The following is a 21,007-nucleotide window of genomic DNA, read 5'->3' as shown; positions in this document are numbered from 1 at the left end:
AAAAAAATAATATATATATAGGGCTTTAATACAAAATGCATTAACCTTCGTTAACTCATTAACCCGTTTTGATAAAAAGAGGTGAGAAAATTGCACCCAAAACAAATTTGTTCCGATTTAGAGGTATTAGGCTCTCGTTTGGTTCTTGATGGAAACGATCTTTATATTGAGAAACCAGAGAAAGTCTATCCGGAACTTGAGGCGTTTGTCCAATCTTATAAAAAGCGAATTATCCGGTATTTGAAAGGTGAATACTCGGATCATGAACATAATGTGAAACAGACAATAGATAAAATCATTAATTATTTCATGGGCATTGATCAAGATATAAATATAAAAATAGATGACTGGTTCAATCATGATTATGAATCAGTTATGAAGGTGATGAAATTGCTTGTTCTCTTTTGGGAGAACGGCTGGAGGGAGCTAAAGGAATCCGTTTCAAACTTTGAAAGTGAAGAAACGGACCGGCTTTCCATAGAAATCTATGATCGGGCCATGTCGTATTTTAAGGGGAAGAAAGCATGACAATTATTCACTATAACTATTCGGAAACTGAGTTAAAAGAGATTCTGGACAGCATAATCATTATTGTGGATACGAGGGAGCAAAAAAATCAGCATGTTCTTGATTATCTCCGTAAAAAGAAAGTGGCAATCAAGTTCAAAGGAATGAAAACCGGCGATTACTCGGCCATGATTCCCAAGAATGATGAATTTGGAATCAGCCGCGATATGTATTTGAATGCAGCTATTGAACGGAAAAACGGAGTGGACGAGCTGGTGCAGTCGATTAAAGATCGTTCCCGTTTTGAAAATGAATTGATTCGGGCATCCAGACATCCGTTCACCCTTCTTGTGGAAGACCTGGAAGGATACCAAAAGATACTCAACGGAAAATATCGTTCAAAGTATGAACCGAAAGCGTTGCTGGGCAGCTTGAAAACATTTGAGGTTCGTTACGGCTTTTCAACGGTTTTTATCAGTCCTAACGCTACCGGCAATTACATTTATCATCACTTTCATTACATGGCTCGGGAACTGCTGAAAGGCGGGCTTGTGTAAATCTAATAAAACAATCAAAGGGAGGAAGCAACATGGCATTTGTAGGTTTTGAAGAATCGAAGGAAGTACGGCAGCTGGCTGAAAGCATAATTGACGAGCACCACCCACATTTAAGAGACGCTAAACAGCAAATAGGTTTTTATCTCCGTGAGGGTAACAGCAAATGGGCAGGAAAGGCGAAGAAATGCACGGCTTTTGAGCGCCATATGACCGATTACATGCTTTTCGTGTTTATCAATAAGGCTGCATGGAAGACGATGCCGGAGGAACAACGCGCTGCTCTGGTAGATCATGAGCTTTGCCATTTTACTCGAGAAGAATGGGAAGAGCCTGACCCGCAAGACCAAAGTAAATGGGTGACTGTATACGGCGCTGCCACTGATCCAGACAGCTGGGGAATTCGCGAACATGACGTTGAGGAGTTTTCGGAAATCATTGAGCGTCACGGCCTTTGGGAAAAAGGGATTGAATCATTTGCAGCGGCCGTCCGAGAGGCTGACTATCAAATGAATTTTGATGATGTGAATAGACTTCAAAGGGTGAAATGATGGGAGGCGACGGAATGAGAGAGATTAAATTTCAGGCATGGGATTTAGATGCTGAACAAATGTATAACTGGGAGAGTATTAAACAGCTTTTTCATGAGCATTTAGCTCATCCAAGGGTAAAGGTTAGAGTATACACTGGGTTAAACGATAAGAATGGAAAAGAGTACTATGACGGAGACATTCTAAGAAATGACAGAGGCGCTATTTTGGAAGTCGTGTTTGTTGAAGGTGGTTTTTATGCTGAAGGTTACGATCCCCTCTGTCGACGTGTTGTACGTGAACCATTATCCGCATTTGCAAGTTGGTCCGAAATTATTGGAGACAAATATAGAAAACCTGATCTATTGAAGGAGGCGGAAGCCGGGGAGGGGGAGTTATGATTTATCTATTTATAGGGTTCATCATTATTGCCGCTCCGTTCATCTGGATGGAAATTGCGGAAAGACGGATTCAAGAATGGGAAAAAGAAAAATGAACGAATGGAGGGAAAGGGTGTCAAAGGAACAGCTATCTTTTCTAGATGATGTGGATGAAAAAGCCGTCCGAAAAATAGTCATCAAAGAACTGAAAAATTACCGCGCTCTTAAAGTCCAATTAGAGAATAAAAAAGAATGTTCGTCTGCCGGCATAAACATTTTCCCTTCCCTCCGGGATTCATTTACTGTTAATGAACTCAAAGTCAAACAGATGGAACGGGCTTTACAAAACAGTTTGGACGATGAGGAACGTTTGATTATCGAAAAGAAATACCTGACGGCTGCCAGGGTGAAAGACATCAATATTTATATGGAACTCGGCATGAAAAAGGATACCTATTATGAAATAAAGCAACGGGCAATCTGCCGTATAGCAACAGCACTCGGAATTATCTGAGTGCTTTTTTCATCGAGAAAAACCCGACAAAAACCCGACAAAATCCCGACATTTTTCCGATAATCGGGAGGATAAAGAGGGGGAATTTTTATGTGTGATTTATCGATAAGATTTAATTATCAAGAAATAACGGGATACGCACCATTCCCTTATCAAGGTGAATTCGGATACTCAAATTAAGGCGATGAAGAATGAAGCCACACGGGAGGAACATTCTGAGCCGGATCGCGCTAGTCTTGCGGCTTTGGTATCGGGAGATTGTAAAAAGTATGTTCTTTGGACATGCCGCCTTACAATACTTGGCTTCCTCCCGGAGTATGTGTAAGGTGCAATTTCAATGAGTGTTTAGCGTAAGGGGGAATCATTTCATTACTTTTATAAACTATTCATTATCACTCTCCTTGTCCTTTTCATAAATTCGGGTATGTAGTGTATAAAGAAAAATCTTTATTTGAAATAATATTGACTTACCCAAAATTGTGATATTATGGATGGAAAGACTATATAAAAGGAGTGTGAAGAATGGATCAACAAGGATTACAACGTCCTAGGTTAAAAAAGTTAATTATAAAGAACTTTCGAAGCATTGGTAGGGTACCAGTAGAAATCGAATTAGATGAAATTGTGGTATTGGTAGGTCCAAATAATGTGGGAAAAAGTTCGATATTACGAGCGTATGAAGTAGTTATGAGTGACGGCTCTAAAAAATCTCAACTAACTTTAGATGATTTTCCAAATGGGGAAGTTAATTCTGAATTTCTTCCAGAAATAGAATTACAGACAATAGTATACGATAACACCCCAGGGGAAAAATGGATTGATGATTCTAGCGGGGAGAAATTAGTCAGGGAATGTTGGACGTGGTCAGAGCCAGGAAAACCTAAAAGAAGAGGTTTTAATGTTATAAAAGGTGATTGGGATGATGATTCTGTTCCTTGGGGAGCTGCAAATGTAGCCAATTCAAGACGTCCACAACCTCATAGAGTAGATGCTTTTCAAGACCCTATTGATCAAACAAATGAATTGGTAAAAATGATAACCTCGATATTACAGGACCGAGTTAAATCTTTAAAAGTTTCCAAAGAAGAAAGTGATTATGTTAAATTATTAAACTCTATTAAAGAAATTCAGAGAAAAATAATTCAAGATTCCCAAGAGGAAATAACAAGAGCTCAGGACGGAATATCAGAAATATTAAAAGAAGTCTTTCCTGGTTATAAGGTTATATTCGATGCGAGGCCAGAAGAAGATCTGGATAAAAGTATTAGTTTATTTAAAGCAGGATCAAAACTTCTGATAGGTCCAGAAATAGGATATAGAAGTACAGTTGACAGGCAAGGAAGTGGAGCAAGAAGAACGCTCCTTTGGGCATCACTTAGATATATTTCTGAATCATCAACAAAAAATGACCGTCCCCATGTATTATTATTAGATGAACCCGAATTATGTCTACACCCAAATGCAGTCCGAGAAGCATGTAAGGTACTATATGATCTTCCTAAAAAAGGGAATTGGCAAGTCATGGTTACTACTCATTCACCTGCTTTTATTGATTTATCTCGTGATAACACGACAATAATAAGAGTCGAAAGAAATACGGAAGGGGATGTTGAAGGTACTACAGTTTTTCGACCAAGTAAAGTACAATTACATGATGAAGATAAGAAGAGACTAAAACTCCTTAATATTTGTGATCCTCATGTCACAGAATTCTTTTTTGGGGGATATTCAATCATAGTAGAAGGAGATACAGAATACACGGCATTAAAGCAAGTAATAGCTAGCAATGATAGCTATAAAGATATACATATAATCAGGGCGAGGGGAAAAGCAACAATTGTTTCATTGATGAAAATTTTAAATCATTTTGGTTCAAAATACTCTATCCTACATGATAGTGATTACCCGACATTAGAGTCAGGAAACCGTAATTCAGCATGGACCGTTAATCTAAACATTTTAAATGAAAAAAACAATCATATTGATCCTTCAAAAATTCGATTAATTGCATCAATGAAAAACTTTGAGAGTGCTTTTTTAGAGAAAGAGGTTAAAGAGGATAAACCCTATAATGCTTTGGTGCAACTAAATCAAAACCCTAAAACTTTTAGCGAGGTAGAATTGTTATTAAAAGCTTTAATTGATCATGAAGAACCAGTGCCTTCAAATTGTTTGGAGTGGTCCGAGATCGAACAGCTTGAGAGATTCTATCTAGAGTGGGAGCAAAAAAGGTTATAAAGAGAAATTGAATAAATATAAATTCCAAGCGCTTTTCCAATCGGGAGGCGCTTTTTGTTCAAACAAATTTTGCAAATGGTTCCCCTAAGACACTCCTTATCCGATAATAGATTTGGAGGAGATCAGTTATGGATGATAGAAATGAAATCATGAGAGAAACAATTATTAATTGGGGTTTGCCTGATGCACTAAGTGAGAAATATAATGTTGATTTTAAATTTGATGATGAAGTCTTTAACAATGATAATACTAAGGGTGAGAGAGGCTATCATTGTGAAGATGGAGATGTGAAGTTTTGTCTATTTGATAAAGATACAAAAAAGATTTTGTTTTCTATGCATTTTTTCAAAGTGCATAATCGGTTAAGGAATGAGAAATATATAAAATTAGAACTCCTTTATGTTCATGATGAAAAACTAAGGAACAAGAAAATTTCCACTTATTTTATTGACAAGCTTATTGAATATGCAATTAACGACGAGGAAGTTGAGTCTATAAAAGTCCTTGCAAATGCAAATGCGAAAAACTTTAAAAAAGATAGAAAGAAGAATGCGTTAAATCAGAAAGAACTAGAGGAATTTTATAAAAAGAAAAGTACTCTGGAGATGCCTATAAAATTATTAAAGCACACTCTGTAGGGTGTGTTTTTAATTTCTCTGTAAACTGATCCGATAAATCGTTCGACAAATTTCGCCTTACCTTTCAATTGGTTATTCAATACCGATAAAAATAGGTGGGGTGATTATATGCAAAGCGTATCTGAATATTTAGCTGAAAAATATGGAGAAAGCTATAAAGAAAGCATGGATATTCAATGTTTATTTAAAGAGGCAGTTAAAAGGGATCATAGCATTGATCAATTAGAGCAAATGATTAAAAGATTAGATTATGAGGTGTCAGCCTCGAAAGATAAATCTTATTTAAGCACAGTACCGTTTACGATTTATACATCTATACTCACTTCTATTACAACCGTTATAGTTAGTTTTTTTACCTTTTTTTATAGTACTGCTAATGCTTTTTCTAATATGGCAGTATCTAAAGATGATGATGGTAAAATTAATCCTTCCGAACTTCTGATTGATATAACAGAAGGTGCGGAAGGAATAATTAATATGATTATTTGGACTATATTGATTATATTTTTTTCTATGATTGGATTGTGGATTATCATTGATAAAAAGCATAGTAATTTTTATATTAGACATCATGGTTATAAGCTTTTGTTAGAAGAAGCTTTATTGGAGTTGGAAAAAGAAAGAAAGAGTAAATTTTCTCAGCATCATTCTATATGAATGATGTTTTTTATGTTCTTTGTAAACTGCTTGCGGTAAATCTCAGGATAGACAATTGGCGGTTAACGGCTTGAGTGTGGCGGCAAATATGACAGGAGGAAACATCACGCATGAATCGATTAGGTGAGCTGGTAATCAACACTAATATTGAAATTGAAGGTGGTAAGAAACGTACTATGTCAACACGTGTGAGTGATCGGGATGTAGTGAGAATCAGTGCTAAAGAACTTGAGGAAGACACTTGCAATGATTCAGTAACGAAAGAATCAATAAAGGATGAGGTTTATGCCCCTTAAGCCTCTAAGAATATGCGCCGCCCCTGGGTGCCCCAGCCTCACCCGTGGTCGGTACTGTGATGCACACAAGACACAGCAACAAGAAGAAACAAAACATTACAACAAACATTCAAGAAATAAAACAATAACAAGATTTTATAAATCAACAGATTGGAAACGAACAAGACAACTTGCTTTGATAAGAGACAATTATCTTTGTCAGCATTGTTTGAAAGGTCAATGCTTCACTCCGGCTGACATGGTGCATCATATTGTGGAAGTAAAGGAAGATTGGGCGAAAAGATTAGACTTGGACAACCTTGTAAGCCTGTGTAACGCCTGTCACAACAAGGTTCATGGCGGTAAGGGAAAGTGACCCTCCCCCCTATCCAAATCTCTGGAAAGGAAACGCTTGGAGAACGGCGCCCCCTCTTCTGCAAACAAACACCGCTTTTCAAAGTTCCGGAAAAACAAAATACCCTCCCGGCGAAATTGCCGAGAGGGCTTGGTACGACTGGTTTTGTTGTTAATTCCATCGTATCACGATTGGTGAAAAAAACAAGCAAAAAATGCAACTTTTTGATGTGAAATGAGGTGAGAACATGCCGAGACCTGCAAAATCCGCGACGCTTCAATTGATACAGGGCAACCCAAATAAAAAGAATACGGAAGAGCTGGCCGCCCGGGCTGAGCACGAGAAGAAAATGAAAATGCGATCCGATAATATAAAACCGCCATCGTGGTTGGATAAGGTCGGGAAAAAAGAATTCAAACGGGTTGCTGCTCTATTAACAGAAGTTGAAATCATCACGGAAGCGGACATCAGCATGTTGGCTGCCTATTGTAATGCATATTCGCAGTATGTATCAATTTCTAAAATCATTGAAGAAGACGGGATCATGGTCCATACAGAAGGAAAAGACAAAGACGGCAACCCAATAAAGCTTGTTGGTGAAGAGCATCCTTTGTTAAAGCGGCAAAAGAATTATTTTGATCAAATGAAATCAGCAGCGAATGACTTTGGCCTTACACCGTCTGCTCGGGCAAAACTTGCTATCACCCGTACCCAGGAAGAGCGGGAAAAGACGGCTGCGGAGAAGGAGTTTAAAAACGTATGAAGACAATCAAACAATTTCTCATTGATTACTCGCGCGATGTGATATCGGGTGAGATTGTGGCGTGTGAAAAACACATATGGGCCTGCGAGCGTTTTTTAAATGATGTGAGTCGGGAAGGCACAAGGGAGTTTCCTTATGTGTTTGATGATGAAAAAGCCCGCCGATTTCTATACTGGATGACCCAGTTTAAACATACAAAAGGCCCTTTGCAGGGTGAAAATATTGTACCTGAGCCTATTCAAATATTCATCTTTGGCAATGTGTACGGCTGGGTGCATAAGGATACCGGCTATCGCCGATTTAAAAAAGTCTATTGGCAGGTAGGTCGTAAAAACACCAAAACGCAGAGTCTGGCTTGTGTCGGTTCTTATGAGGCAATGGCAAACGATGAATATATGTCCGAGGTTTACATTGGTGCCACAAAAACGGAACAAGCAAAAATCTGCTGGAATGAAATTAAGGCGCAGATTATGCAAGCTGACCTTTTGAACAAGCCGGAGAAAAAATATCGAATTGCATATGGAAAAATCGAGCATCCAAAAACTCAATCTAAAATCGAGGCGCTTTCCAAGGATGCTGGGAAAACAGGGGATGGTTTTAACCCGCAATGCGGCATTATCGACGAATACCACGCGCATAAAACCTCAGAGATTTATGACGTCCTGGCTTCCGGTATGGCTGCCCGTGCTCAGCCATTGATGCTGATTATTACTACAGCCGGATTTGAATTGAACAACCCTGCTTATCGTGTTGAATATGATTATGTATCCCGCATATTGGACCCGAATAAGGTGGAACAAAATGAACAGTATTTTGTAATGATCAATGAGCTTGATAAAGGTGACGACGTCAAAGACGAAAAGAATTGGATTAAAGCAAATCCGATTGTTGCGGCCAATGAACACGGTTTGAATTATTTACGAGGAGAGTTGGAGGTCGCGCTTGCCGTCCCGGAGAAAATGCGAAATTTCATGACAAAGAATATGAATATCTGGGTTAACATGCGGGAGAATGGCTATATGGATATGCAGGCATGGACAGACTGCGGATCTGATCAACTTCCAGACTTGAAAAACCGAGAGTGCTATGTCGGCATCGACTTATCAAAAACGATTGATTTGACGGCAGCCTCTTTTATCTTTCCGTTAGATGACGGCAGTTTTGCTGTAGAAAGTCACGGCTTTATGCCAGAGGATACATTTCATGAACGAATGAAGACTGATAACGTTCCATATGACTTGTGGAAGAAAAGGGGATGGTTAACGACAACAGACGGTGCAGTTGTTGACTATGACTATATCAGAGCCTACATTAAAAAAATGGAGAGAGAAAACGGCTGGCGAATCAAGGAAATAGGTTATGATCCATACAACGCCACACAGTTTGCTCAGCAAATGGAAGCGGATGGATACACAATGGTTGAAATACGGCAGGGCGTAGCGACGTTGTCCGAACCAACAAAAGATTTTAGAGCTAAAGTGAAGGCGAAAAAGATCATTCATCCTAAAAATGATTTGTTAACATGGGCGATGGGTAATGCGGTAACAAAAGTGGACGCCCAGGAGAATATCATGCTTGATAAATCCAAATCAACTCAGCGTATTGATCCGGCAGCAGCTTTAATTAATGCGTATGTGCGCGCTTCTCAGATTAATAATGAAGTTGATTTAAATGCTTATATTCAGTCAGCTTCTTTCTCTTTCTAAAGGTGGTGTAAGAGTGAAGAAAATATTGAAGAGCTTTCTACTCTTTTTGAATGATTTTCTATTTATCATTGGAGCTGCTTTTGTTCTGACTGCCGCATATCGTTTAAACGCAAACACCGGTCTTATTCTGACGGGTGTCTTTTTTATGTTTTATGCTGCGCTTTTAAGCAAGAAAAGGGGGTGATTAATTGTTTTTAGAAGGATTGTTTTCAAAAAGATCAAACGAATCTGACCCCTGGAACCTTGCTGATCCACCAGAGTGGATAGTTGATATGTTTGGCGGGTCCAAAACAGCAAGCGGTGAGCGTGTAAGCGAAGCTACTGCACTGGTTCATCCTGATGTGTTTTCCTGTGTGAATGTCTTATCCGATGATATTGCTAAACTTTCGATTCATACATTCCAGAAGGTTAATGGAAATATCGAAAGCGGGATGCATCATCCTATTGCTTCATTACTTTATCTAAAACCGAATCAATACATGACTGCTTTCACTTGGAAGAAGCTCATGATGACCCATGTTTGTACTTGGGGCAATGGATATTCGTATTTAAAGCCTGATAAAAATGGTTTTATTACTGATTTGCTGCCGTTAAATCCGGCCAATACTCATCCCTATGTGGACCCGAATACAGGAATTTTGTGGTATGAAACCATCATTAATTCAAAAAGAGTGGAATTGTATGCTGACGAGGTTTTGCATTTCAAAGGTATGACTGAGGACGGGATTAACGGTAAAAGTCCAATAGGCGTTATAAGAGAGCAAGTCGGAGCTCAATCAGCTGCTACAAAATTTAACGCGAAGTTGTATAAGAATGATGCTACTCCCAGGGGCATTCTGAAAGTGCCTACCTTGTTAGAGGAAGGCGCAAAGGACCGAGCAAGGAGAGAATGGGACAGGGTAAATGCTGGGAGAAATATTGCCATTATTGATGCCGGGCTTGATTATCAATCAATTTCAATGCCTTTGCAAGAGGCACAGTTTGTAGAATCAATGAAATTTAATAAGGCTCAAATTGCCTCTATTTTTAAAGTTCCTTTGCATAAGATCAATGAGCTCGATCGGGCGACGTTTAGCAATATCGAACACCAGTCTATTGAATATGTAAAAAATACACTTCAGCCGTGGTTAGTATCGTTTGAACAAGAGTTCATTACTAAGCTGTTTACCGATGACGATATTAAAAAAGGGTACTATACCAAATTTAATGTTAATAGCGAATTACGCGGTGATGCAAAATCAAGGGCTGAGTATTACGAAATTATGGAACGCATCAGCGGTTTGAATATTAATGAAATCCGAGCATTAGAAGAGAGAAATGCCATAGAAAATGGAGACCGTCATCTTGTTTCTCTCAATTACACGTTCTTAGATACGCTTGAGCAATATCAAATGAGTAAAGTAAAATCAGTTAAAGGGGGTGAAAACAAAAGTGAACAAGGAAGTACGTCATCTGACAACGAAAATTGAGTTACGCTCTGCCGGTGAAGGCGAAGAGAAAAGGCATTTTATTGAGGGGTACGCTTTGAAATTCGAAAAATGGTCCGAGCCGTTGGGAGGATGGTTTAAAGAAATCATCAGCCGGAACGCCCTGGATTCTACAGACCTTTCTAACGTAGTCGCGCTTTTTAATCATCGTCAGGATTATCCCTTAGCGAGAAATACCGTTTCTGAGGACGTTGGGAGGCTTGAACTAGAAACAGATGCAATAGGTCTCAAATTCCGTTTTATCCCTACAGACACGTCGTATGCGAAGGATTTAATGGTGAATGTTAGAAGCGGAGTCGTTAATCAGTGTTCTTTTGCTTTTTCTTTGGATTACAGAAATGGAGAGCCGGATGAGTGGCAGCATAATGATGAAGAAGGAGTTTATGAACGGCGAATCAATGCTATAGATAGAATCTTTGATATATCTCTGGTCACAACACCTGCATATAGCGATACGGAGGCCGTTGTTAGTGAACGAAGCTTGGCTAAAGTGGAGCAGTTAAAAGAAATGCGTGCTGCCCCAATGGAAAAATTAAAAATGGAGCTTGAACTTTTAGACCTGACAATTTAGGTCTATTTTTTATGTCCAAATTCAAGGAGGAAATACGAATGACAGTTGCTATGACGAAAAAAGAACGTGAATTGAGACAAAAATTCACACAGAAAAAACAAGAGGCATCCAATCTTTTAAATGAAGGGAAGTCGGAAGAAGCCCGCAGCATGCTTGATGAAGCCAAGGCGCTACAAAAACAAATCGAGCTTATGTCAGAAGAGCGTGGCTTGGAACTGCCGGCATTGGGTGAAGAACGAAACTTTGTACCAGAATTCGAACGAAAGCCCGATGAAGAACCCGAACAGCGCGATATTTTAACAGCTACAAAAGAGTACCGGGATGCTTGGTTTAAAGTGCTGACCGGACGTAGCCATGACCTTGGCGAAGAAGAAAGAAGCATGATGCAGCGTGTTCTAAAAGAAAATCGCTCTTTGTCTGCTGGAAGTGATAAAGACGGTGGATATACTGTTCCGGACGATATTTCAAAAGAGATTTTAAAATCCATCAAGGAATTAAACTCTGTTCGGAATCTGGTTCGCGTTGTGCCAAAAACTGCCCCATCAGGGAGTTATACAGTCCGAAAAGGTGTGGCTGGAAAACTCTATAATACAGCCGAGAAAGAACAAATTAAAGAACTGAAAAACATGGAATTCGAACAAATCTGGTACAACGTCAAAAAGTTCGCCGGATTTATGCCTGTTTCTAGCGAGCTATTAAATGATTCATTTGTAAACTTTGTTCGTGAGATCGTGGACTGGCTCTCTGAATCTGCTGTAGTGACAGAAAATGATGAAGTCTTTTATGGAAAAGGCGGCGAAACAAATGTTGAGGGGATTATCACTAGTGAAAAATATAAAACCCTTAAAGCGCCTTCTGTAATTACGATTAAATTTCTACGTAAGGTTAAAAACCAGATTAAACGCGGATATCGTAAAAATGCAAAGTGGGTTATGAATACTGAAGCGTTTGAAACCCTGGCAAACATTGAAGATAAAAACGGCAGAGGAATCTTAGCTCAAGATCCTAGAGACGAAGACAGCTTCCTTTTGTTCGGACGACCGGTTGAGGTTTATGACGAAATTGTAACTGACGACAAGACACAAAAGACTCATATTCTTTTCGGTGATTTTGAACGTGCTTATTTCATGTTTGACCGTGAAAAATTTGAAATTAAATCAACTGACGTGGGCGGAGACGCATTCCTCACTGACCAAACATATTTCCGAGGTATTGAGCGTTTCGACGGGAAAGTTGTCGATCCAGAAGCTGCCGTCATCGTTACTGACCTTGTTGTTGGAGAAGAGGCACAAGTGGAAACACCGTCGACTGAATCTGCGGACTTAGGTAAATAAAAAACGAAAGGATTGATTTAACATGGCAGATTTTTTAAATGAAAGTAACGGAGCAAAAACATCAGCAAGAGACAATGGATCAGGGGAACCAATTACAGATGTCTCTATCGCGGACAACAGCGAACAAAATCCTCTCTATGTAAAAGGCCTTCAAGGCGAACCCGGGCCTCAAGGTCCTAAAGGGGATACCGGTCCGCAGGGACCAAAGGGAGACAAAGGAGATACTGGTCCTCAAGGTCCAAAAGGAGATGCTGGACCACAAGGTGAGCCAGGTCCCCAAGGTCCAAAGGGTGACAAGGGTGATCCTGCTGTTATCGGTGAACAATCCATCTCGCATGAAATGCTGCAGGAAAAATCAGTCCGTAGCATTAACATTGGAACGGGCAGCGTTATGATGGACCACTTAAATAGTGAAGTGAAAAACGTATTAGATGGGCTTCAAAAACAAATTGATGAGCTGAAACCTTTAACTTCTGCTGAATGAAAGACAGGTGATGTCGAGTGACAGAAGAAGAGAAAGTTGAATTAGAAAAGGCAAAAAAGTTCCTCCGGGTTGATGGTGACCTGGAGGATGATTTGATTTTAGACTTTATTGCATCCGCAAAAGAATACATTGCTTCGGCTACCGGTCTTACATTCCCGAATAAATCAGCCAGGGCGGCAATGTGTGTGAATGCATTCGTTGCTCACTGGTATGAAAATAGAGAAATTGCCGGTACAACTTCTAACTTGGACGGCGTGCTGACTACCATGGTCAATCAGCTAAAATATACTTTGCCGGAGGCTGCTCCTAATGCTGAATGATATGAGATACCGGATTCAATTTCAGAAAAAGAAGCCTACTGGCCGCCTTCCTGTGGATGGAAAGGACAGCTGGCAAACGGTAATTGAATGCTGGGCTAAAGCTGAAGGTTTAAAAGGCCGAGAGTATTATGCTGCAGCTGCGATCCAGAAGGAAAAGACAGTGGAATTTACAATTAGACATCGCGAAGACATAGACGAGCATATGCGAATCATCTTTCGTGAAAAAGCTTATGAAATAGAGTCGATCTTGCCTAACTATTCGCGTCGGCACTTCATTACAATTAAAGCAAATGTGGTGAGCTGATGAATTTTGAGCTGGAATTGAAGGGTTTTAAAGAACTGGAATCTACATTCGCGGACTTAGCCCGCAAGGACGAAAAAATCCATAAAGCAACTGTTAAAGCAGGCGGTGCTGTATTGGCGGAAGTAATTAACGATAATGCTCCGCGGTCAGCTATCGGGGGGAGGCACCCTCACATAGACGAGGACATTATTGTTGGAAATAGGATAAAGCGAGATGAAGACGGAGAAATATATGCGGTTGTCGGCCCAACAAAGGACACTAAATTCCGTGTTCACTTGCCGGAGTTTGGGACCATTCATCAGGCAGCAAATCCTTTTATTCGAAACAGTATGATTCAGGCAAATGATAAGATGCTTGATGCTATGGAAAAGGTCATAAAGGCGGGGTATAAGCTATGAGTCTTTTAAACCTCATCGAAAGATCAATGCAATTAAAGGACAAGGTATTTGAAGCGCTGGAAACCAATCCGGCGCTTTTAGCGTTGATAGAGCCTGCAAATATTTATGAGCTGGCTGTACCGGAAGGAGTAGAAAGTAATCCGCCTTATATTGTGGTCCAAGAATTGGACTATAGAACAACTAAATGGGCCGATGGGAAGCCCATACAAGACAGCGCTGCTTATCAGATTGATGTGTACCACAATAGCTCATGTGATCCTATTGTGGCACCTATTGTGGACGTAATGAGCGGCATGGACTTTCAGACAACTGTCCCCATCAATGAATTTTTACAAAAAGAACGTCTTATTCGAAAAGGATATCGGTTCGAGGCGAACATTTTACTATAATTGGAGGTTTTAAGATGCCTGAATACAGTTCGGTTACAGGTTTGAAGAATGTAAAATTCGCACCTTTAAAAAAGGTGGGTAAATTTTTTGTTACCACGGAAATTCTTGACTATGAATTTGCAATCAATATGAAAGTTGAAACAGAAACATCCACAGAAAAACAATATGCGGATGACAAACTTGTCGATCTTGCAGTTTCAACCGGTTCAACTAAATTGGACATTGAAATGCGAGACCTGCCAATGGAGATTCTCTCTAAATTACTTGGAATTGAACAAGATGAAAACGGATTGTACTTGTTTAAGAAAAATATCATTCCTCCATGGGTTGCGATGACGTTTCAAGGGCCTAAAGCAAACGGTAAGTCACGTCATGTGGGCTTGGTAAAAGGAAGATTCTCTTTGCCGGGTGATGAATGGAAAACAAAACAAGATAAAACGGATTTCCAAACAATCAAACTTTCAGCGGAATTTGTAGATAGAGAGCAGGACGATGTGTTCAAGATTGTTGCGGACGAAGATGGAGAAAAATTCAATCTAGATCATTTTTATAAGGCAGTTTTTGGTGATGCCTATCAAAATGAACAAGGCTCAGAAGGAAATGTAAGTGCTGATCTTGGGAAATAAAAGGGGAAGCTGAAAAGCTTCTCTTTGTTCAGACAAAATCCATTTAACTAAAAGGAGGAGTCATCATGGCTCAAAAACATATTTCAATAAAACTGTGGTTTGAAGACGAAAAAAAGTTTAAAACATTCATTGCACCGCGGACAAACACGAAAGCACTTATAGAAGCGTTAAGGCTTAATGCAGAGGCTGAAAAAACGGCAGATGATCTTGAAAAAAGCATTAAGACACTTGAAAAACAAATGCAGTTCATCGTAAGTATTTTCCAAAATCAATTCTCATATGAAGAATTGTTCGAAGGACTTGAGTCTTTTGAAGTCGGTAAAGAAGTCAGCCGCATTCTCTCAGAGATAGCAGGTTATAAGGAAATAGAGGCCTTTGACCAAGATTTTTTGCAGGAGAAGACGGAGAAGAGTACACCTACGAAAGAGGAATCCAGCAAATAAATGAAATTTATTCTACTCTGCTAGAACAAGGGTGGACAATGACTGAAATAGATAACATGGACATTTACCATTACTTAGAGGTTTTGGCTGAAAAGAATAAACCAAAAATTAAGACGGTAACAATTGATCAAATCTTTTAGACAGGTACTCACCTGTCTTTTTTTATTGAGTTTATGCCAGGAAAGCGGGGTGTTTACATATGGCTCAACCAATAGGAAACATGGTTGTCAAAGTAGGTCTTGATGATACAGGTTTTAATCGAGGTATTGAAGGCCTAAAAAGGCAAATGCGCCTGGCAAACTCAGAAATGAAGGCGGCCGGCAGTATTTATAAAAATACCGGTGACCAAACGAAGCTCCTTCAGTCGCAAATGGAAGGGCTAAACAATAAATATAAGATTCAAGGCCGTTTAGTTCAAGAACACCGTCAGAGATATGATGAATTGGCCCGTCAAAAAGGAAAGGACAACCGCGAGACACAAATCCAAGCTCGGCGGTTAAATGATGCAATAGCTGTTCATCAAAATTTAGGAAGAGAACTGCAGCAAGTCAGCAAAGAATATGATACCTTGTCAGGAAACACTAGCCGGGCTGCAAGTGTTTTCTCTGTCTTTAAAAAGGATTCACAAGAAGTATCAAAAGAATTAAAGGCTGTCTATAATTCAGCGACTGAAACAGGGAAGGCGCTGACAGCTATAGGGGCGGTTGGAGCCCTTGGCATTGGGGCAACTGTTAAGGCTGCAGCCAGCTTTGAAAAGGAAATGAGCCGGGTTGCAGCGTTAGCAAATGCAACAGATGACCAAATGGCCGCGCTTACTGAAACTGCCCGTCATCTTGGGGCCGTAACACAATACACAGATGGGCAAGTAGCCGAAGGGATGCAGTATTTAGCCATGGCTGGCTATAAAACCAATCAAATCATCGGTGCAATGCCTGGTTTATTGGCAACTGCAGCAGCTGGACAAACCGATTTAGGTGTTACTGCTGATATTGTCTCAGACATCTTAACAGAGTTTCATATAAAAGCAGAGGACACTAACCACGTTGCTGACGTTATGGCTTATACGTTTACCAATTCGAACGCTAGGCTTGAAGAAATTGGGCAAACTATGAAATATGCGGCTCCGGCAGCAAAAACCGCGGGCGTGAGCATGGAAGAATTGGCCGCCGCAACCGGGATCATGGCGAACAGCGGGATTAAAGCTGATATGGCCGGAACAGCTTTGCGATCAACATTAACTCGTTTGGCTGCGCCTCCAAAGCCAGCAGCATCGGCAATCGAAGAGCTCGGGCTTAAAGTGACGGATTCAACTGGGAAAATGCGTCCGTTAGCAGACATCATAGGGCAAATAAACGAGAAAACCAAAGACTATACGGAGACAGAACAAATCAGGATTGCCAAACAGCTTGCCGGACAGCATGCTCTATCAGGATTTATTACCTTAATGCACGCTGGAAAGGATAAACTCCAAGACTTCACAAAAGAGTTGGAAAACAGCGGCGGCACAGCTGAGAAAATCGCTGATAAGCAAATGGATAACTTAGCCGGTTCATTTGAATACCTAAAGTCGGCCACAAATAATGCTGTTATTACACTTGGAAATCAATTTATCCCAGTGATACGTGCTACAACAGACGTCATAACAAGTGCTGTGACATGGTTTGATTCCTTGCCTTCTTCAGTGGCGAGCACAATTGCCATTACAGGTGCAGCGGTCACTGTATTCTCGCTCTTGGGCGGTGCGTTCCTGCTCACATTAGGTTCTATTCCTAAAATGGCTGCAGGGTGGAATATGCTTCGCACAGCTGGTGCGTATTTAACTGGAAATGTGAACCGTGCTTCTACGAGTTTAACCGTTTATTCTGCTGAGGCGATTGCGGCCGGCACAGCTTCAAGAACAGCGGCAGCGGGGATGACTGTCACTTCAACAGCAGCGGCAGCAGCATCCACAAGGATGGATCGATTCCATCAAACCTCTGCACTTGCCACAACCAGGGTAGGCCGGCTTGAACAAACGACAACCAGAAGCGCAAGAGCGATGAGTGGTCTTAGCGGCGCTTCACGTGTGGCTGGTCTTGGCCTGAGCTTGTTTGGCGGACCAGTTGGAACGATCGCCGGATTAATCCTTTCTTTTGCTCCTGAACTGCTCAAGTTCGGTTCAGGGATCATCAAAGCTGGAGTGAATGCAGTAAAAGGCGCTGGCGGTTTTATGCAGCTTGCGAAAAGTGGGTTTGGTCTATTTAACATTCTAAAAAAAGGTGCCGGGATTGTTGGTCTTTTGCGCGGTGGACTTAGTTTACTTGGGGGACCGATCGGAATAGCTGTTACTGGTGTCACCCTTCTAGCTGATGCGGGATTTAAGTATTATGATAACTTGAAAAAAAGGGTGCTGCCGGCGACTATCGACTTTGGCGATAAGGTGTCTGAATCTACTTCAAAAGCGATTAATGCTTATGAAGATATGAACACCAAAGTCGGTGCCAAGCTGAATTATTACTATTTAACCAACAAAAAGATTACGAAAAAAATCGCTGATAACATGTCCAGTGAGTATGAAAAGATGGGCCAAACCATCCTTGATGGCTATCAAAAGAGCACTGATAAATCTTTGAAAGTGTTAAGTGATTTTTATGCTTCTAATAAAGAAATGTCAGAGAAAGAGAAGACAGAAACATTACAGAATATCAAAGACAACAATAAGGACAAGCATAAAGAAATATCCGGGTATACCAAGCGCATCAAAAAGATTTGGGAAAATGCTGCTAAAGATCACCGAGATATTACAGATGGCGAACGTAAGGAAATAGAACAGATTATAAAGAAAATGAATAGGCATGTTGAATCTGCTCTTACTAAAAGTAAAGAGGAGCAGACAATTATCGCTGGAAAACTAAAAGACAACAAAACTCAACTTTCTGCAAAAGAAGCAGCGGCCACAGTTAAAAACAGCAAAAAAGCAAAAGACAATGTGGTCAAGAATGCTGAAAAGCAATATAAAGAAGTGGTGAAAAACGCTGATCTAGAGTATTACGTCAAGGGTTCTATCACTAAAAAACAGCATGATGATACAGTTAGCTCTGCGAAGAGCCAAAAAGATCAGGTTGTGAAACAGGCTGAAAAAACTCATAAAGGCGTGGTCAGTGAAGCGAAACTGCAGGCTGCTGGGCATTTAGAAGAAGTAGATTGGGAGACAGGGGAAGTGCTAGGGAAATGGGATACTTTTCTCGTTGATCTAGCAGGAGTTGTTAATAAAATTACCGGCGGGATCAACACTGTTCTTGAGTTCATGCACATTCCTACCATTCCTGATTGGAAGCCTAAAGGATACAGCGGAAACTCTGAAATGCAAGTAGCGCCAGGCAGGGCCTATGCAAAAGGGACAGACTTTCACCCAGGCGGAAGGGCGTTAGTCGGTGAAGAAGGATTTGAGCTTGCTCATACACCAGGCATCGGAACGTATGTGGTTGGAATGGGCGGCCCGCAGGTTTGGGATTTACCGCGTGGTACATCGGTTCTTCCACATAGTCAGTCAAAAGAAGTAATGGCAACCGGTCTTCCTGGTTATGCAGGCGGTGTCGGGAGCTTCTTCAAAGACGCCCTTAATGGCTCCAAGAAGCTTGTAAAAGGAGCCATTTCAGCAGGGAAGGGTGTTGTCAATAAAGCGAAAGATGTTGCATCGGGTGCTATGGAAATGATCTTGAATGGCCCCGAGAAAATGATTAAGAACTTGTTTAAGGGCTTTATCCCTTTTAAGTCAGGCAAAGGTGTAGACTCATTAGGAACTGGAATCCTCCAAACATTAAAAAATGGGGCTGGTCAGTTTTTAAAAAGCATTCTTCCGGATGCCGGGCTTTTCACAGCAGATGCCTATAAGGGAGCGACAGGGTCTGCCCAGGTTCAAAAATGGGTAGCGGAAGCTGTGGGCATTGCTGGTGTACCATTCTCATGGGTTCCTGGCTTGATCACCATTGCAATGAAAGAGTCTGGCGGAAATCCCAATGCCATTAACCTTACTGACTCAAATGCAAGAGCCGGTCATCCTTCTCGTGGGCTGATGCAGACTATCCCGAGTACATTTTCATCTAATGCGTTTCCTGGACACAATAACATTCTTAATCCAGTTGATAATATACTGGCTGCAATCAATTACATTAAAGGTCGCTACGGGGATATATCCAATCACCCTGGATTGAAGTCAATGGCTCGCGGCGGCCCGTATGTGGGATATGCAAAAGGAGGGACTTCACCAGGGCGGGGCGGCTCTAAATGGGCAATTCTAAACGAACGGGGCTTTGATGAAACCACAATTACAACAGACCCGACGTATCGGGAACGCAACATCGGTTTATGGGCGCGTGTAGGACGTGAGCTTGGTGTTCTTCCGTCACTTCAACAAGGGATGATTTCAAAGGCCCTTGTACTGCTTCAAAAAGCTTCAATGGGTAAAGCTGAGGCAGAGCCGCAAACCAATGTGAATGTGGACATGAGCCGTGTGGTGGAGAATCAAGAGAAGCAAATCAGCATGATGAGCCAGCAAATTGATGCTCTACAGCAAAACATTCAGCTTTTGCAGCAGCTTGTTTTGAAAGACAATCACACGTATATAGACGGGACTAGACTGGATCAAACCAGTGCGGACCGATATAACAAAAAACGTTATAGAAACGGGGGTAAGCCTGCATGGTAAAACTGTTTATTGATTTCAATAACGGATTAGGGGAGCAAAGCCTTGACAGCTTACTCCCTCAATTTGAAGTATTAAGCTTTGTGCCGGAAGCTCCGAATATTAATCGGGAAACAATTACGATCCCTCGGCGGCACGGTTTGATTTTACCGCAGCATCCACGCGATGTGACTTACGGGGAAAGAAAAATAAATGTTGAGTTTTATTTGAATGCGCTCAAGCATGAAAATTTTTATATGTACCGGCATCAGCTATATGCCCTATTGGTTAAGCCGTTTCCTTATTACATTTCTTCTGATCTTTGGCCGAATCGTCGTTTCCTTGTCACTTGTGACGGGAATTTCAGCATCCAAAAAGAGAAGGAGAAAACCTATAACGATTTCTCTGTTGAGTTCACTAATATTACAGGGATCGCGGAATCAACTTTTACAACAAAAGATAAGCAGTATTTCACTAGAGCAAAGCGGACTTTTGGAATGAACATCCCGCCTAATGATCAATTGAACTATTCTTTTAAGAATCAGAAACGTTTCTATGTGTTTAATCCCGGTGATGTGCAGATAAATCCACTGGATCATGATTACAATGTCCTGTTAAATGCTGCAGGTAAAAATGTAATATTGATCAATCATACTAATGACGAAAAGCTTACGATTGAACAGGAACTAAAGAAAAGTCAGCAGGTTTCTTTTCTCAAACAATATACAATCATTAATAACACGCCGATTAAAACATCTGGCCGGCTGCCGAGTCTTGAAATAGGATGGAATGAGTTTGAAGTTCAGAACACAAGTGACTTCACCATCCAATTCGATACTCGGCTTTATTATTTGTGAGAGGTGGTGGTTTT

Annotated in this window: 25 protein-coding genes; all 25 read left to right on the top strand. The window is 40.7% G+C overall.

Going from position 1 to position 21,007, the window contains the following annotated elements:
- Positions 1-90: 90 nt before the first annotated feature.
- The 25 genes from MOB98_RS05945 to MOB98_RS05825 all read left to right on the top strand — a co-directional run bounded on the left by MOB98_RS05945 (position 91) and on the right by MOB98_RS05825 (position 20,993).
- A complete protein-coding gene (locus MOB98_RS05945; protein WP_159357124.1) occupies positions 91-528 on the top strand; it encodes a hypothetical protein in 438 nt (145 codons plus the stop codon).
- The gene (locus tag MOB98_RS05940; RefSeq protein WP_159357125.1) at positions 525-1,064 is read left to right on the top strand and encodes an ERCC4 domain-containing protein; all 540 of its coding nucleotides are present in this window, start codon (positions 525-527) and stop codon (positions 1,062-1,064) included. Before MOB98_RS05945 ends, MOB98_RS05940 begins: the two co-directional genes overlap by 4 nt.
- A 32-nt stretch (positions 1,065-1,096) precedes the next feature.
- Complete coding sequence (locus MOB98_RS05935) at positions 1,097-1,612, top strand: putative metallopeptidase (RefSeq protein WP_159357126.1); 516 nt, start codon at positions 1,097-1,099, stop codon at positions 1,610-1,612.
- A 14-nt stretch (positions 1,613-1,626) separates the two neighbouring features.
- Positions 1,627-1,992, top strand: a complete 366-nt coding sequence (locus MOB98_RS05930) for a YopX family protein (protein WP_268359383.1) — start codon at positions 1,627-1,629, stop codon at positions 1,990-1,992.
- 112 nt (positions 1,993-2,104) lie between these two features.
- A complete protein-coding gene (locus MOB98_RS05925; protein ID WP_003185369.1) occupies positions 2,105-2,485 on the top strand; it encodes an ArpU family phage packaging/lysis transcriptional regulator in 381 nt (126 codons plus the stop codon).
- A gap of 522 nt (positions 2,486-3,007) precedes the next feature.
- Positions 3,008-4,723: an ATP-dependent nuclease gene (locus tag MOB98_RS05920; RefSeq protein ID WP_169037522.1), complete on the top strand. Its 1,716-nt coding sequence runs from the start codon at positions 3,008-3,010 to the stop codon at positions 4,721-4,723.
- Between the two features lie 128 nt (positions 4,724-4,851).
- Positions 4,852-5,361 (top strand): hypothetical protein, encoded by a 510-nt coding sequence (locus tag MOB98_RS05915; RefSeq protein ID WP_268359384.1) that lies wholly within the window; start codon positions 4,852-4,854, stop codon positions 5,359-5,361.
- A 108-nt stretch (positions 5,362-5,469) separates the two neighbouring features.
- A complete protein-coding gene (locus tag MOB98_RS05910) occupies positions 5,470-6,018 on the top strand; it encodes a hypothetical protein (RefSeq protein ID WP_169037523.1) in 549 nt (182 codons plus the stop codon).
- Positions 6,019-6,128: 110 nt separating this feature from the next.
- Entirely contained in the window at positions 6,129-6,314 is a 186-nt protein-coding gene (locus MOB98_RS05905) for a hypothetical protein (protein WP_159357131.1), read from the top strand.
- Positions 6,304-6,669 carry an HNH endonuclease gene (locus tag MOB98_RS05900; RefSeq protein ID WP_159357132.1) on the top strand — a complete coding sequence of 122 codons (366 nt, stop codon included), beginning with the start codon at positions 6,304-6,306 and terminating at the stop codon, positions 6,667-6,669. The genes MOB98_RS05905 and MOB98_RS05900 overlap by 11 nt, the downstream gene beginning before the upstream one ends.
- 226 nt (positions 6,670-6,895) lie before the next feature.
- Positions 6,896-7,411 (top strand): phage terminase small subunit P27 family, encoded by a 516-nt coding sequence (locus tag MOB98_RS05895; RefSeq protein ID WP_268359385.1) that lies wholly within the window; start codon positions 6,896-6,898, stop codon positions 7,409-7,411.
- Complete coding sequence (locus MOB98_RS05890) at positions 7,408-9,117, top strand: terminase large subunit (protein WP_268359387.1); 1,710 nt, start codon at positions 7,408-7,410, stop codon at positions 9,115-9,117. The genes MOB98_RS05895 and MOB98_RS05890 overlap by 4 nt, the downstream gene beginning before the upstream one ends.
- A 13-nt stretch (positions 9,118-9,130) precedes the next feature.
- The gene (locus MOB98_RS05885) at positions 9,131-9,301 is read left to right on the top strand and encodes a hypothetical protein (protein WP_268359390.1); all 171 of its coding nucleotides are present in this window, start codon (positions 9,131-9,133) and stop codon (positions 9,299-9,301) included.
- A gap of 4 nt (positions 9,302-9,305) precedes the next feature.
- The gene (locus tag MOB98_RS05880) at positions 9,306-10,586 is read left to right on the top strand and encodes a phage portal protein (protein ID WP_268359391.1); all 1,281 of its coding nucleotides are present in this window, start codon (positions 9,306-9,308) and stop codon (positions 10,584-10,586) included.
- Positions 10,549-11,175, top strand: a complete 627-nt coding sequence (locus MOB98_RS05875) for an HK97 family phage prohead protease (RefSeq protein WP_041057326.1) — start codon at positions 10,549-10,551, stop codon at positions 11,173-11,175. Before MOB98_RS05880 ends, MOB98_RS05875 begins: the two co-directional genes overlap by 38 nt.
- A gap of 38 nt (positions 11,176-11,213) precedes the next feature.
- Positions 11,214-12,509, top strand: coding sequence for a phage major capsid protein (locus MOB98_RS05870; RefSeq protein ID WP_032725456.1), 1,296 nt, complete (start codon positions 11,214-11,216; stop codon positions 12,507-12,509).
- Between the two features lie 22 nt (positions 12,510-12,531).
- Positions 12,532-12,993, top strand: coding sequence for a collagen-like protein (locus tag MOB98_RS05865; protein WP_268359393.1), 462 nt, complete (start codon positions 12,532-12,534; stop codon positions 12,991-12,993).
- A gap of 17 nt (positions 12,994-13,010) precedes the next feature.
- Positions 13,011-13,313 (top strand): head-tail connector protein, encoded by a 303-nt coding sequence (locus tag MOB98_RS05860; RefSeq protein WP_268359396.1) that lies wholly within the window; start codon positions 13,011-13,013, stop codon positions 13,311-13,313.
- Positions 13,303-13,617, top strand: coding sequence for a phage head closure protein (locus tag MOB98_RS05855; protein WP_041057204.1), 315 nt, complete (start codon positions 13,303-13,305; stop codon positions 13,615-13,617). Before MOB98_RS05860 ends, MOB98_RS05855 begins: the two co-directional genes overlap by 11 nt.
- Positions 13,617-14,015 (top strand): HK97-gp10 family putative phage morphogenesis protein, encoded by a 399-nt coding sequence (locus MOB98_RS05850; RefSeq protein ID WP_032725460.1) that lies wholly within the window; start codon positions 13,617-13,619, stop codon positions 14,013-14,015. The genes MOB98_RS05855 and MOB98_RS05850 overlap by 1 nt, the downstream gene beginning before the upstream one ends.
- Positions 14,012-14,404 (top strand): tail completion protein gp17, encoded by a 393-nt coding sequence (gene gp17, locus MOB98_RS05845; RefSeq protein ID WP_268359398.1) that lies wholly within the window; start codon positions 14,012-14,014, stop codon positions 14,402-14,404. The genes MOB98_RS05850 and gp17 overlap by 4 nt, the downstream gene beginning before the upstream one ends.
- Before the next feature lie 14 nt (positions 14,405-14,418).
- Positions 14,419-15,030, top strand: coding sequence for a major tail protein (locus tag MOB98_RS05840; protein WP_268359400.1), 612 nt, complete (start codon positions 14,419-14,421; stop codon positions 15,028-15,030).
- A gap of 65 nt (positions 15,031-15,095) precedes the next feature.
- Positions 15,096-15,473: a phage tail assembly chaperone G gene (gene gpG / locus MOB98_RS05835; protein WP_063695019.1), complete on the top strand. Its 378-nt coding sequence runs from the start codon at positions 15,096-15,098 to the stop codon at positions 15,471-15,473.
- A gap of 199 nt (positions 15,474-15,672) precedes the next feature.
- The gene (locus MOB98_RS05830) at positions 15,673-20,160 is read left to right on the top strand and encodes a phage tail tape measure protein (protein ID WP_268359401.1); all 4,488 of its coding nucleotides are present in this window, start codon (positions 15,673-15,675) and stop codon (positions 20,158-20,160) included.
- Positions 20,154-20,993 (top strand): phage tail family protein, encoded by an 840-nt coding sequence (locus tag MOB98_RS05825; protein WP_268359403.1) that lies wholly within the window; start codon positions 20,154-20,156, stop codon positions 20,991-20,993. The genes MOB98_RS05830 and MOB98_RS05825 overlap by 7 nt, the downstream gene beginning before the upstream one ends.
- Positions 20,994-21,007: the final 14 nt, after the last annotated feature.

It is taken from the genome of Bacillus sp. N13C7 (assembly GCF_026790065.1).
Lineage (GTDB): Bacteria > Bacillota > Bacilli > Bacillales > Bacillaceae > Bacillus.
This window is presented reverse-complemented; position numbering and strand designations above follow the sequence as displayed.

What these genes read in the sequence shown, in the direction of transcription:
- MOB98_RS05940 (WP_159357125.1), top strand. Translation starts at nt 525, where the DNA reads ATGACAATTATTCACTATAACTATTCGGAAACTGAGTTAAAAGAGATT.
- MOB98_RS05935 (WP_159357126.1), top strand. Translation starts at nt 1,097, where the DNA reads ATGGCATTTGTAGGTTTTGAAGAATCGAAGGAAGTACGGCAGCTGGCT.
- MOB98_RS05930 (WP_268359383.1), top strand. Translation starts at nt 1,627, where the DNA reads ATGAGAGAGATTAAATTTCAGGCATGGGATTTAGATGCTGAACAAATG.
- MOB98_RS05920 (WP_169037522.1), top strand. Translation starts at nt 3,008, where the DNA reads ATGGATCAACAAGGATTACAACGTCCTAGGTTAAAAAAGTTAATTATA.
- MOB98_RS05915 (WP_268359384.1), top strand. Translation starts at nt 4,852, where the DNA reads ATGGATGATAGAAATGAAATCATGAGAGAAACAATTATTAATTGGGGT.
- MOB98_RS05910 (WP_169037523.1), top strand. Translation starts at nt 5,470, where the DNA reads ATGCAAAGCGTATCTGAATATTTAGCTGAAAAATATGGAGAAAGCTAT.
- MOB98_RS05905 (WP_159357131.1), top strand. Translation starts at nt 6,129, where the DNA reads ATGAATCGATTAGGTGAGCTGGTAATCAACACTAATATTGAAATTGAA.
- MOB98_RS05900 (WP_159357132.1), top strand. Translation starts at nt 6,304, where the DNA reads ATGCCCCTTAAGCCTCTAAGAATATGCGCCGCCCCTGGGTGCCCCAGC.
- MOB98_RS05895 (WP_268359385.1), top strand. Translation starts at nt 6,896, where the DNA reads ATGCCGAGACCTGCAAAATCCGCGACGCTTCAATTGATACAGGGCAAC.
- MOB98_RS05890 (WP_268359387.1), top strand. Translation starts at nt 7,408, where the DNA reads ATGAAGACAATCAAACAATTTCTCATTGATTACTCGCGCGATGTGATA.
- MOB98_RS05870 (WP_032725456.1), top strand. Translation starts at nt 11,214, where the DNA reads ATGACAGTTGCTATGACGAAAAAAGAACGTGAATTGAGACAAAAATTC.
- MOB98_RS05865 (WP_268359393.1), top strand. Translation starts at nt 12,532, where the DNA reads ATGGCAGATTTTTTAAATGAAAGTAACGGAGCAAAAACATCAGCAAGA.
- MOB98_RS05855 (WP_041057204.1), top strand. Translation starts at nt 13,303, where the DNA reads ATGCTGAATGATATGAGATACCGGATTCAATTTCAGAAAAAGAAGCCT.
- MOB98_RS05850 (WP_032725460.1), top strand. Translation starts at nt 13,617, where the DNA reads ATGAATTTTGAGCTGGAATTGAAGGGTTTTAAAGAACTGGAATCTACA.
- gp17 (WP_268359398.1), top strand. Translation starts at nt 14,012, where the DNA reads ATGAGTCTTTTAAACCTCATCGAAAGATCAATGCAATTAAAGGACAAG.
- MOB98_RS05840 (WP_268359400.1), top strand. Translation starts at nt 14,419, where the DNA reads ATGCCTGAATACAGTTCGGTTACAGGTTTGAAGAATGTAAAATTCGCA.
- gpG (WP_063695019.1), top strand. Translation starts at nt 15,096, where the DNA reads ATGGCTCAAAAACATATTTCAATAAAACTGTGGTTTGAAGACGAAAAA.
- MOB98_RS05830 (WP_268359401.1), top strand. Translation starts at nt 15,673, where the DNA reads ATGGCTCAACCAATAGGAAACATGGTTGTCAAAGTAGGTCTTGATGAT.
- MOB98_RS05825 (WP_268359403.1), top strand. Translation starts at nt 20,154, where the DNA reads ATGGTAAAACTGTTTATTGATTTCAATAACGGATTAGGGGAGCAAAGC.